We start from the raw sequence: 12660 nt of genomic DNA, 5'->3' as shown, positions 1-12660 counted from the left end.
GGATTGAATGCCGTGCGGTTCCCTGGTATTCGGCCATGACTCGATTCGCGGAGAGCCAGAGCCCATGAATTCCGGCTTGGTGATGTACGAGGAGGAGTTCCGGCTCATCGCCGGGATCTGCGACCGGCTCACGCGCGACGCGAACGCCAAGGTCGTCTTCCTCGTCGACAAGAACGGGCAGCTCATCGCCTCCAGCGGTCAGGCCCAGAACCTGGACACGACCTCGCTCGCCTCGCTCACCGCGGGCAACGTCGCCGCGATGGGCGGCCTGGCGAAGCTCATCGGGGAGAAGGAGTTCCCGAACCAGTTCCACGAGGGCGAGCGGGAGTCGCTCCACATGAGCATCGTGGGCGGCCGGGTGGTGCTCGTCGTCATCTTCGATGCGAAGAGCTCGCTGGGGCTCGTGCGCCTGAGGGTGAAGAAGGCCGGAGAGGAGCTCGCGAAGGTGTTCGAGACGCTCGCCAAGAAGCAGGCAGCGCCGGGCGCCGCGAGCCCGTTCGCCGAGATCACCGACGACGACATCGACAACCTCTTCAGCGAGTGAGCGAGTGATCGATGAGCTTCATCAACTACAGCTCGCGCGAGATCAACTGCAAGATCGTCTATTACGGCCCGGGTCTCTGCGGTAAGACGACGAACCTCCAGTACGTCTACGCGAAGACCAACCCGGACGCGAAGGGGAAGATGATCTCCCTCGCGACCGAGACCGAGCGCACGCTCTTCTTCGACTTCCTCCCGCTGTCGCTCGGCGAGATCCGCGGCTTCAAGACCCGCTTCCACCTCTACACGGTGCCGGGCCAGGTCTTCTACGACGCGTCCCGCAAGCTCATCCTGAAGGGCGTCGACGGGGTGGTCTTCGTCGCCGACTCGCAGATCGAGCGCATGGAGGCGAACCTCGAGTCGGTCGAGAACCTGCGCGTGAACCTCGCGGAGCAGGGCTACGACCTGAACAAGATCCCGTACGTCGTGCAGTACAACAAGCGGGACCTCCCGAACATCGCGACGGTGGAGGAGCTGCACCGGCTCATCAACCCGCGGGCCGTCCCGGAGTTCCAGGCGGTGGCGCCGACCGGGGTCGGCGTGTTCGACACGCTCAAGTCGGTCGCGAAGCTGGTCCTCAACGAGCTGAGGAAGGGGGGCTAGCGGGGGCCTCCGGCGCCGGAGAGAGGAACGGAGCTTCAGCACCCTCTCGGTGCCGTGGTAGGATCAGGCGCTCCCCTGGTCGGCTGGTTCCCGGGGGAATTCCCCTGGAAGCGAGGGTGATCGTGGTGCGCTACCTCAGGCTGGCGGCTCTCAGTCTCATCGTGCTCCCGCGCCTCGCGCTCGCGCAGCCGGCGCAGGCGACGGTCGCGGACGCATCGGCGCCCGCCGCGCCCGCGATGACCGCGGAGGAGCGGAACGATCTCCAGGTCCGCACGCTCGAGGAGCGGGTCTCGGACCTCAAGGAGAAGATCTTCCGCACGAAGGCGCGGCTGATGAACCTGCAGGAGATGGTCATCGGCGGCGACATCACCACCGGCTCGAAGGCGGTGCTCGTGCACCGCAACGAGATGGGCGCCTCCTTCTACCTCGAGTCCGTCGCGTACGCCCTCGACGGCGCGCCCGTCTACACGAAGGTCGACGTGGAGGGCGATCTCGAGAAGCGGGAGGAGTTCGAGATCTTCAACGGGCGCATCGTGCCCGGCAACCACCAGATCTCGGTCCAGCTCGTCTACCGCGGCCACGGCTTCGGCGTGTTCAGCTACCTCGAGGGCTACAAGTTCAAGGTCCAGTCCTCGTACACGTTCAACGCGGAGCCCGGGAAGGTGAACACCATCAAGGTGGTGGGCTTCGAGAAGGGCGGCATCACCGCCGAGCTGAAGGATCGCCCCGCGGTCCGCTACGACGTGGACGTGCAGCGGGAGGACGGCTCGAAGCGCCCGGCGGCGGAAGGCGCGAACCAGTGAAGTTCCGCGGTGCCGGCGTCGCAGCGGCCGCGATCGCGGCCGCCGCGCTCCACCCCTGGCCTGTCCGCGCCGACGCCCTCCCGGACGTCGAGCGGGACGCGGTCCAGGTCGAGGAGCGACTGGCGCTCGTCGAGTCCCGGTCCGCGCGGGAGGACGAGCCGGCGGCGAGCCGCGCCGCGCGCCTGTTCTCCGAGGGCGAGACGCAGTACCTGCTCGGCGACTGGCAGCACGCCGCCACGCTCCTCGCGAGCGCGGTGGACGAGCCGGCGTTCCGCGCGAGCCGCGACTACCCCGCCGCGCTGTTCGAGCTGGCCGACGCCCTCCGCCGCCAGGGCGCCTGCGGCGCCGCGCGCGCTCCGTACGAGGCGTACCTCGCCCTCGGAACCCCGGACCGCCGGCCCGACGCCCTCACGGGCGCCGTCGAGTGCGCCGTGAAGTCCGGCCGCCCCGAGGCGGTCGAGCCGCTGGTGGCCGAGGCGGAGCGCGCCTTCGCCGGGAACGCGCCGCCGGAGGTCCGCTACCTCGCCGCGAAGGCGCTCTACGGCCGCACCGACCTCCCCGCCGCCGTCCGCCTCGAGCGAGCGATGGCCGCGTTCGACGCGGTGCCCGCCCCGTACCGGCAGCAGGCGGCGTACTTCCAGGGCGTGCTGCAGATCGAGCAGCACGACCTCGCCGCGGCGATCCAGCGGTTCGAGCTGTGCGTCGGCGAGAAGGCGATCGACGACCGCCAGCGCGCGGTGGCGGACCTCTGCATGCTCGCGCTCGGGCGCGTCCACGGCGAGCTCGGCCACGCGGCGGAGGCGCTCGGGTGGTACCAGCGCGTGCCGTACGACTCGCCCCAGTTCACCGACGCGATGTACGAGACGGCGTGGGCGTACGTGCGCGCCGGGCAACACGACGCGGCGCTGCGGGTCGCCAGCATGATCGCGGATCTCTCGCCCGAGTCGCCGCTCGCCCCGGAGGCGACGGTGCTCCAGGGCCACCTGCTCCTCAAGCTCGGCCGGTACGCCGAGGCCACCGACGCGTACAGCCGGGTGATCAACAGCTACGCGCCGATCCGCGACGAGCTCGACGCGATCCTCTCCATGCGCGAGGACCCGGTCCGCTACTTCGACGAGCTCATCGGCCGGCAGGGCAAGGCCTTCGACGTCGCGACGGTGCTCCCGCCCGTCGCCGTCCGGTGGGCGTCCACGCAGCGCCAGGTCTCGGACGCGCTCACCCTCGCCGGCGATCTCGACGCGAGCCGCAGGGAGATCGACGAGGCGAACGCCGTCTCCGACCGCATCGACGCGCTCCTCGCGAAGGGCAACGGCCTCGACGCGTTCCCTGCGCTCCGCGAGACCTACGCGACCGCGCAGGCGATCGAGAACGCGGCCGTGGCGCTCCAGGGCCGGGCGGACGACGCGGCGTACGCGGCGGTCGCCGCCTCGGTCGCGGGCGACGCTCGCGCCGCGCTCGACGCGGTGCACGCGGACCGCGTGGCGCTCGGCCGTCGCCTCTCCGCGCTCCCGCGGTCCGCCGCCGACGTCCGCTCCCGCGCCGAGCGGCTCCGCGGCGCGCTGGACGCGCTGGAGGGCGAGGGCTTCCGGCTCTCGTACCAGCTCGACGACGCGAAGGCGGCGATCACGGGCGCCGAGGCGTGGCTCGAGCAGCACCGGGCGGAGATCGCCGCGGACGCCGAGGCCCGCACGGAGTTCACGGGCGAGCTCCGCAAGCACCGGGCCGTGGTCGAGGGCTACGAGGCGGAGCTCCGGGCCCTTCGCCAGGACGTCGCGCTCGCGCGGGACGCCGCGGCGGGCACGGACGCCCTCGCAGAGGAGGCGACGCTGCGGTCCGCCTACGCGGCCCTCGCGGCGCGCGAGCTCGAGCTGCTCGAGGCGCACCGCGGGGGCGCGGACGCCGGCGCCCTCGCCGCGCTGGATCGCGCCGGGGCGCTCGCGGAGCGGCTCGCCGCCGTGCGCAAGCGCGCCGAGGCCGCGGCCGCGCGCGTGGCGGCCGACGCCACGCGGCACGCCGGGGAGCTGCGCGACCGGATCGCGAAGGAGAAGCTCGCCATCGCCGGACACGCGGAGGCGCTCGCCGCGGTCCAGGGCGACACGAAGGATCTCGTGGGCAAGATCGCCTATCAGTCGTTCTCGCGCGTGCGCGGTCAGTTCTACCGGCTCGTGCTCAAGGCGGACGTCGGCCTCGTGGACGTCGCCTGGGCGCGCAAGCGCGTCCGCCTGGAGAAGATCCAGCAGCTCTCGCAGCAGAAGGGGGAGGAGCTGAAGCAGCTCGAGGACGACTACCGCGACCTCCTGCGGGAGGTGGACTAACCGTGCGCGCGCTCGTCGCCGCCGTGGCCGCGCTCGCGCCGGCCGCCGCCCTCGCCGTGGCGCCCGCGAGCGGGTACCAGTCCTGCCGCGAGCGGCCCGCCGGGACGCCGGCGCGCGCCGCCCGTGCCGCCGCCGCGCAGGTCGACACGACGCCGCCGGTGACCGCCGAGCAGGCCGAGTCGGAGCTCGCCGCCGCCGTGCGCCGGTTCTCGGAGGAGGCGAAGGGCTACCGGACCGAGGTGCAGCAGATCGTCCAGAAGGAGTTCGACGACAAGCGCCGCTTCCTCGCGGATCACTACGAGCAGGCGATCAAGGATCTCGAGGTCCTCGAGCGGAACGAGCGCGAGGCGGCCATCGTCCGGTTCGAGGAGTTCCTCGCCCGCTACCCGGACGACCCGCAGTTCACGCCGGACGCGATGTTCCGCCTCGCCGAGCTCTACTACGAGAAGGCGAACGACGACTTCAACGTCGCCATCGCGGCGCACCGCGAGGAGGCGCGCCGCGCGATCGCCGAGGGCCGCGATCCCCCCGCCGAGCCGATGAAGAGCTACGCGCCGTCCATCGCGCTCTACCAGCGGCTCATCACCGGGTTCCCCGAGTACCGGTTCACCCACGGCATCTACTACCTCCTCGCGTACTGCCTCGGCGAGATGGGGCAGGGCGAGGAGGCGCAGGCCGCCTACGCGACGCTCATCGAGCGGTTCCCGGACAGCCCGTTCGTGCCGGAGGCCTGGGTCCGGCTCGGCGACTGGCACTTCGACGAGGTGAAGCCCGACTCGCTCCAGCACGCGGCGGAGGCCTTCTCGAAGATCTACGGCTATCCCCAGCACCCGCTGTACGCCCGCGCCGTCTACAAGCTCGGCTGGACGTACTACCGCATGGACGACTTCGAGGACGCCGTCGAGGCGTTCTCGAAGCTGCTCGATCACTACGTCGCCGTCGCCGCGAAGACGGGCGAGAAGCCGACCGGCGACGTCTGGCCCGAGGCGGTGCAGTACACGGCGATCTCGTTCGCCGACGAGCGCTGGGGCGGCGTCCAGAAGGCGAAGGCGTTCTTCGCCGGGCTCGGCGGGCGGACCTACGAGGCGGAGATCTACGCGCGCCTCGGCGACGTCTACTTCGAGGAGACGAAGTGGGCGCTCGCGGTCGAGGCGTACAAGGCGGTGCTCGAGAAGGATCCGCTCTCGCCCGAGGCCCCGAAGGTCCAGGCGAAGATCGTCCTCTGCTGGTCGCGAGACCGGCAGTTCGACAAGGAGGCCGCGGAGCGCGAGGCGCTCGTCGCCGCGTACGGCGAGGGCACGGCCTGGTGGGAGCGGAACAAGGGCGACCCGGACCTCACCGCCGCCGTCCGCGACCTCTCCGAGAAGAGCCTGCTCCGCGCGGCGAGCTTCCACCACGCGCAGGCGCAGCAGTACAAGCAGGAGACGCGCCTCGAGGCCGCCGTCGCGGAGTACCGCGTCGCCGCCCGGGCGTACGGCGATTACCTCGCCCGGTTCCCGCACTCGAAGCAGGCGCACGAGCTCGCGTACAACTGGGCGGACTGCCTCTACAACGCCCTCGAGTTCGAGAAGGCCGCCCGGGTCTACGCGCAGGTGCGCGACGATCCCGCCAGCGACAAGTTCCTCGCCGAGGCGGCGCACTCGGCGGTGATCTCCTGGCAGGGCGAGATCACGCGGCTCCAGCGCGCCGGGCAGCTCGAGGAGCGCCGGATCCTCCTCTCGAAGGACCGCCCGGACGGAGAGGTCCCGAGGCCGGAGCGCATCCCGGCCGTGTACGAGAACCTCGTCCGCGACTCGGACGCCTACCTCGCGTTGCTCCCCGGGAGCGAGAAGGCGCCCGCGGTCGGCTACGAGGCCGGCGTCGTCTTCTACAAGTACGGCGATTTCGAGGAGGCGCGCTGCCGGTTCGAGGAGGTCGTCGCGCGCTGGCCGACGGCGGAGGTCGCGCAGTTCGCCGCCAACTACATCATCGAGAGCTACCTCTCGATGAAGGACTGGGCGGCCGTGGAGCAGGCGTCCGCGCGCCTCCAGTCCGCCGACGTCGCGAAGAACCCGTCGCTCAACGCCACGCTCCAGAAGTTCAAGCTGGGCGGCCGGTTCCAGCGGGCGACGCAGCTCATGGACGCCAAGCAGTACGAGGACGCCGCCGCGCTGTTCCTCGCGCTCGTCGCCGAGGAGCCGAAGCACGAGTTCGCGGACAAGGCCCTCTACAACGCCGCGAGCTGCTACGAGGGCGCGCGCCGGTTCGAGAGCGCCCTCAAGCTCTACGAGCGCATCCACGCGGAGTACCCGTCGTCGGCGCTCGCGGACGAGGCGCTCTTCCGCGTCGGCTGGAACGCCGAGAACACGTACGAGTTCGAGAAGGCCGTCGACCGGTACCTCGTGCTCGTGGACAAGTACGCCGCCTCGAAGCACCGGAAGGACGCGCTCTACAACGCGGCCCGATCCCTCGAGAACCTGCAGCGCTACGAGGAGGCGGCCGCGGCGTTCGCGCGCTACGCGAAGGTGTACCCGGACGCCGAGGACGCCGCGCGCACCCAGTTCCACGCCGCGCTCATGTACGAGAAGACGAGCGACTGGAAGAAGGAGATCCAGGCGCTCCAGGAGTTCGTCCGGCGCTTCGCGCGGAGCCGCGAGCACGAGCTGGTGGTGCAGGCGCACCTCAAGATCGGGCTCGCGCACCGCGAGCTCGGGCAGGCGAAGGAGGCGCGCGCCGCGTACTCCGTCGCCGTCCAGGAGTTCGCGACCCGCGGCCTCAAGCCCGACGTGCACGTCCGGGCCGCCGCCGCCGCCGCCGAGGCGCGCTTCCGGCTCGCCGAGTTCGACTTCGATCGCTACGACAAGATCGCCCTGCCGGCGACGACCAACACCAAGAAGCTGAAGGCGGCGCTCGAGGCCAAGCTCTCGGAGGCGAAGAAGGTCGCCCCGCAGTACGACGAGGTCATGAAGTACCGCCGCCCCGACTGGATCCTGGCGGCGTTCTACCGGAAGGCGTACCTCCTCGAGCGCCTCGCGCAGACCCTGTACGACGCGCCGATCCCGCCCGAGGTGAAGAAGGACGACGAGATGCTCGCCGCCTACCAGGACGCCCTCGCGCAGGCCGCCGCGCCGTACGAGGAGCAGGCGGTCAAGGTGTACGTGGATGCGATCGAGGCGGCCCGGAAGCTCCACGTGAAGAACGAGTGGACGAAGAAGGTCGGTGAGTCGCTCGCGCGGTTCCGGCCGAGCGAGTACCCGATCATCAAGGACGCGAAGGCGCGGATGGTCCTCGAGGACTCCGCGCCCATCGCGTTCGCGGACACGCCGGACGGCTTCACCCACCGTGCGCTGCCGGAGGCGGACGCCGCCCCGGCCGACAAGCGCGGAACGGGCCCGCAGCCCGCGCCGGCCGCGATCGAAGCGCCCGGGGGCGACCCCGGGAAGAACGTCGCCCCGTCGCCCGAGGAGGAGAAGCTCGGGACGGGCGCGAAGTGACCATCGAGGGGAGCACAATGACGAGACCGAACATCCGGATCGCAGCAACCGTCCTCCTCGCCGCGGCGTGCGCGACGGGCGGCGGCGGCGTGAAGTCCGTGAACGAGCGGTTCAAGCAGGCCGACGAGAAGCTCCCGGCCGAGAGCGCGTTCACCGAGGACGCCGAGCGCGCCTACTACAAGGAGGCGCGCACCTACGAGGCCCGCGGCGAGCAGGCGATGACCTCCGGGAACGCGGACCAGGCCCGGGCCGAGCTCCTCGAGGCGGCGAAGCGCTACGCCGACTTCAAGGACCGGTTCGGCGCGTCGGAGTACCAGATCCCGATCGCCTACCACGCGGCGGAGCTGTACCTCTTCGCGCAGCAGTTCCAGAAGTCCGCCGAGGCGGCGGACCGCGCCGCGGCGGATCAGTACGCGAACGCGAAGACCAAGGCGATGGGGAGCCACCTCGCCGCGCAGGCGTGGCTCAACGCGGCGAACCAGGACGTGAAGGCCGGCTCGCTCGAGCCCATCCGGATCGCCTACCAGGACCAGCGGAAGGGCCCGCTCGCCCCGAAGCCGCCGCCGGGCGCCTGGGGCCGCTTCGTCGGCGCGACCGATCGCTACATCGAGAACATGGCGGCCGATCCGGAGCTGCAGAAGCCCGCGAACGAGCGGCGCCTGCTCCCGCCGTCGCGCCTGGCGCTCATCGCCGCCGAGGTGGAGTACGCGTTCGACAACATGGAGGACGCGCGGCGCCGCTTCGCGACGATCATCGACCGGTGGCCGAGCGAGGGTGACATCCTCGAGGACGCGGTGCCGATCTACCTGCAGACGTTCCTCGCCCTCGGCGATCAGGCCGGCTACCAGGCGGCGCTCCAGAAGACGCGCGCGACGGTCGAGGCCGAGGCCCAGAAGGCGAAGGACCCGAAGCAGCAGGAGTCGTTCGCGAAGGTGAAGGAGGCGCTCGCGCGCGCGGAGGCGTCGGCGGGCTTCGGGCAGGCGCAGAAGCTCCTCGAGGAGGGGAAGCCCGCCGAGGCGGCGCAGGCGTTCGAGCAGCTCGCGGCGAACCCCACCGCCGGCGGGGACGCCGCCACGGCGCTCCACAACGCCGCGCTCGCGTGGGACAAGGCGAACGAGCCCGCGAAGGCGACCGCGATCCGCCAGCGCATCCTGAAGGAGTACCCGGACTCGAAGGTGACGCCGAACAACGTGCTCCTCCTCGCGACGGGCGCGTCGAAGAAGGGCGATCACACCGACGCCGCGAAGCTCTACGGCGACTTCCTCCAGAAGTGGCCGGACCACCCGAACCGCTGCGTGGCGCTCCAGAACGTGGCCGCGGAGCTGGACCAGGCGAAGAAGACCGGCGACGCCGCGGAGGGCTACCTCAGATTCGGCACCGACCAGGCCTGCGCGAAGTCGGACCCGAACTTCTCCGCGCGGGCGCTCTACCGCGCCGGCGTCCTCTTCGCCGGGGAGCGGAAGAAGGCGAAGGCGAAGGAGGCGTTCCAGGCCGCGTCGAGCGTGCAGGGCGTCACCGACACCGTCGCGAAGAGCCAGGTCGAGGACGCGAAGAAGCGGCTGAAGGGGCTCTAGCAGATGCCGAGGCGCGCCCGAACGTTCCGCGTGGCCCTCCCGGCGGGCGCCGTCCCGCCGGCGCTGGCCCTCCTGCTCTCCGCGTGCGCCGGCCCGCAGCGGCCGGCGACGGCGGAGCGCGCGGGCGCGCCCGATTCCACTCCCGCCTCGCCGTCGGCCGCCGGGCCGGCGGCGGCGGCGGTCGCTCCCGAGGCGCCCCCCGCCACTCGCGGGCGCGACGCGTTCGCGGAGGGCGTCCGGCTCCAGGCGAGCGGAGATCTCGCCGCCGCCGTCGTCGCGTTCGATCGCGCGGCGGCGACGGCCCCGGAGCTCGTCTGGGCGTCGTTCGACGCCGGCGTGCTCCGCGAGCGCCTCGGGGACGACGACGGGGCACGGGCCGCCTACGATCGCGCGCTCGACGCGAGCCCGGCGTTCGGCCCCGCCGCCCAGAACCTCGCCCGGCTCGAGCTCCGGCGCGGGCGGGGCGAGGAGGCCGAGAAGGATCTCCGCGCCCGGCTCGAGCGCACGCCCGACGCGGTCGGCCCGAGGATCGGCCTCGCCGAGCTCCACCTCGGCGCGGGGCGGCTCGAGCTCGCGGAGGAGGAGTCGCGGCGCGCGCTCAAGGCGGACGAGCGGAACGTCGCGGCGATGGTGAGCCTCGCGACCGTGTACCACCGCAAAAAGCGGCACGAGCTCGCGAAGATGGTCCTCGAGAACGCGCGGCAGGTCGACGGCCGCGATCCCTCGATCTGGAACCGGCTCGGGTTCGTCGAGCTCGCGCTCGGGAACCGCCCGCAGGCGCTCGAGGACTTCCGGACCGCGGCGGCGCTCCGCCCCGACTACCCGGAGGCGCACGCCAACTACGGGGCGATGCTCGCCGACGCGGAGGACTACGCGGCGGCCGTGTCCGAGCTCGAGCTCGCGGCGAGGTACGCGCCGCGCTCGGCGGCGATCTGGCTCGACCTCGGCAACGCCTACCGCGGCCAGAAGGAGTTCGCGAAGGCCGAGGAGGCGTACCGGAAGGCCGGGGACCTCGATCCGGGCGCCGTCGAGGTGTCGTTCGATCTCGCGGTGCTCTACCTCGACGGCGACAAGCCCGGCCTCGCCGCGGCCGCGCGCCTCGAGCAGGCGATCGCGTACTTCGACGCGTACGAGGCGAAGGGCGGGAAGGACGCGAAGATCGCCGAGTACCGCAAGGACGCCGGGCGCGCCATCGACCGCGAGAAGAAGCGGCTTGCGCGCGAGGAGAAGGACCGGCTCCGGAAGGAGGCCGAGGCGCGGAAGAAGGCGGAGGAGTCGCGCAAGGAGGCCGAGGCGCAGGCGAGGCGCGAGGCCGAGGAGAGCCGGGTCGCGAACGAGCCTGCCGCCGGCCAGCACGGCGGACGCCGGTCGACCTGGCGGACGACGGCGCCGCGGAACGCCGCCGAGGAGGAGCAGGCGCGGCGCTCCGAGGAGGCGGCGAAGGCGCCCGCGCCCGCGCCGGCCGCGCTCGAGGCTGCACCCGAGACCGCGCCCGCGCCCGCGGCTGCACCCGAGACCGCGCCCGCGCCCGCGCCTACCGCCGTGCCCGCGGCTGCGCCCGCGCCCGCAGCGGCGGCCGTACCGGCGGTGACGCCGGCTCCTGCCGGCGACGCGCAGGCCGCGCGCGCGGAGACACCGGCCGGCGGACCGGCGCTACCGGCGCCATCGGCCAGTCCCGGCGGCACGCCGGGTGAGGAAAGGGGCGATAGATGACAGGCAGGCGTGCGCTTGTAGCGCTGTTCCTCGCCGTGCTAACGATCGGTGCGGCCCCCGCCTGGGCCCAGTCGACGGACGCGGCGAAGCGGAAGGCGGCGCCGCGCAAGGTGATCCACCTCGAGGAGCTGAAGGTGGAAGGCCGGATCCAGAAGCCCCAGGCGATGTTCCTCATGCCCCGGGCCAACCTGAACTACGGAGACCTCGAGCGCTCCGAGCCTTTCCTGCCGAAGGTGAAGAGCGCGGTGGAGAAGGGTCCGTTCTAGCCGGGGCGAGGAGCGGGAAGCGAAGATGGCGGCTCAGCAGGGAAAGGTCCTCCGCGTCGGGGTGATCCAGGGCGGCAAGATCGTCGAGGAGCGCGTGCTCCCGGCGCGGCAGCCCGTGACGATCGGCACGTCCCCGCGGAACACGATCGTCGTCGCCCACTCCGAGCTGCCCCCGTCGTTCCAGGTCTTCTCCTGCCAGGGCGAGCGGCACACCCTGCACTTCCGGGAGGGGATGGACGGCCGCATCCAGGGTGCGCAGGGCACCGCGACCGACTTCGCGGCGCTCGTGTCCCAGGGCCACGCCAAGGCGCAGGGCGGCGGCTACGCCGTGCCGCTGCGCGAGGACGAGCGCGGGAAGATCGTGCTCGGAGAGGTCACGCTGCTCTGGCAGTTCGTGGCGCCACCGCCGGAGTCGCCGAGGCCCGTCCTCCCGAAGGAGGCGAAGGGCAACCACTTCAAGAGCATGGACCGGCTCTTCGTGTCCGTGCTCGTCGGCTCCTTCCTGCTCCACTCCGGCGTGTACGTCGCGCTCGCGAACACCGACCTCCCGAAGGAGGTCACGCTCGAGGAGATCCCCGAGCGCTTCGCGAAGGTGCTCATCCCCGAGAAGCAGCCCGCGCCCAAGAAGGTCGAGGAGAAGAAGGCCGAGGTCGTCACCGAGGCGAAGCCCGAGGCGAAGAAGGACGCGGCCGAGAAGAAGCCGGTCGAGCCGCCCGAGCAGGTCGCCGCGAAGAAGGCCGCGCGCGCGGCCGCGGTGGCGAAGGCCGTCCAGTCGAAGGGCATCCTCAAGGTGCTCGGCGCGCTCGGACCCTCGTCCGGCGGCGGTGCCGTCGCGGACGTCTTCGGGGCCGGCGGCGGCATGGGCGACGTCGCGACGGCGCTCTCCGGCGCGGGCGGCGTCGCGCTCGCGACGGACCCCGGCGCCGGCGGTGGCCGGAAGGGCGGCGGGCAGGGCGGGAAGGCGTCGATCGGCGATCTCGCCACCACCGGCGGCGGCTCGGTCGGCTACGGGACGAAGGCGGACGTGAGGGTCTCGGGCTCGGTGCAGGCGGACGAGGCCGAGGTGGACTCCGCCGAGATCGACCAGCAGAAGCTCGCGAGCTTCGTCCGCGCGCGCATGGGCCTCATCAAGGCGTGCTACGAGAACGCGCTCAAGCGGAACCCGGGCCTCAAGGGCAAGGTCGCCATCCGCTTCACCATCCTCGAGACGGGCGGCCTCTCCGACATCACCGCGGCGGTGAACACCCTCGCCTCGCCGGACGTGGCTTCCTGCATCGTCGGGACGATGCGGACGTGGCGGACGCAGTTCAAGCCGTCCGGCCCGGTCACGGTGGAGTACCCGTTCGTCTTCTCCCCGGTGAACTAGGAGGCGC

9 protein-coding genes are annotated in these 12660 nt (G+C 72.1%); all 9 read left to right on the top strand.

The features are described from left to right. Positions 1-64 precede the first annotated feature (64 nt). The 9 genes from AMOR_RS07760 (at position 65) to AMOR_RS29680 (ending at position 12653) form a co-directional block, all read left to right on the top strand. Positions 65-544 carry a roadblock/LC7 domain-containing protein gene (locus AMOR_RS07760; protein WP_248360239.1) on the top strand — a complete coding sequence of 160 codons (480 nt, stop codon included), beginning with the start codon at positions 65-67 and terminating at the stop codon, positions 542-544. Between the two features lie 11 nt (positions 545-555). After that, positions 556-1143 (top strand): GTP-binding protein, encoded by a 588-nt coding sequence (locus AMOR_RS07755; protein ID WP_248360238.1) that lies wholly within the window; start codon positions 556-558, stop codon positions 1141-1143. 125 nt (positions 1144-1268) lie between these two features. Next, on the top strand, positions 1269-1946 hold the full coding sequence (locus AMOR_RS07750; protein ID WP_248360237.1) for a dihydrolipoamide acetyltransferase: 678 nt from the start codon (positions 1269-1271) through the stop codon (positions 1944-1946). Continuing rightward, complete coding sequence (locus tag AMOR_RS07745) at positions 1943-4261, top strand: tetratricopeptide repeat protein (protein ID WP_248360236.1); 2319 nt, start codon at positions 1943-1945, stop codon at positions 4259-4261. Before AMOR_RS07750 ends, AMOR_RS07745 begins: the two co-directional genes overlap by 4 nt. Before the next feature lie 2 nt (positions 4262-4263). Beyond that, entirely contained in the window at positions 4264-7734 is a 3471-nt protein-coding gene (locus AMOR_RS07740) for a tetratricopeptide repeat protein (RefSeq protein WP_248360235.1), read from the top strand. A gap of 17 nt (positions 7735-7751) precedes the next feature. After that, positions 7752-9308: a tetratricopeptide repeat protein gene (locus tag AMOR_RS07735; protein WP_248360234.1), complete on the top strand. Its 1557-nt coding sequence runs from the start codon at positions 7752-7754 to the stop codon at positions 9306-9308. 30 nt (positions 9309-9338) lie between these two features. Then, positions 9339-11021, top strand: a complete 1683-nt coding sequence (locus AMOR_RS07730) for a tetratricopeptide repeat protein (RefSeq protein WP_248360233.1) — start codon at positions 9339-9341, stop codon at positions 11019-11021. Continuing rightward, on the top strand, positions 11018-11287 hold the full coding sequence (locus AMOR_RS07725) for a hypothetical protein (RefSeq protein ID WP_248360232.1): 270 nt from the start codon (positions 11018-11020) through the stop codon (positions 11285-11287). Before AMOR_RS07730 ends, AMOR_RS07725 begins: the two co-directional genes overlap by 4 nt. A 25-nt stretch (positions 11288-11312) precedes the next feature. Beyond that, the gene (locus AMOR_RS29680) at positions 11313-12653 is read left to right on the top strand and encodes an AgmX/PglI C-terminal domain-containing protein (protein ID WP_248360231.1); all 1341 of its coding nucleotides are present in this window, start codon (positions 11313-11315) and stop codon (positions 12651-12653) included. Positions 12654-12660 lie beyond the last annotated feature (7 nt).

Source organism: Anaeromyxobacter oryzae (genome assembly GCF_023169945.1).
Classification (GTDB): Bacteria; Myxococcota; Myxococcia; order Myxococcales; family Anaeromyxobacteraceae; genus Anaeromyxobacter; species Anaeromyxobacter oryzae.
This window is presented reverse-complemented; position numbering and strand designations above follow the sequence as displayed.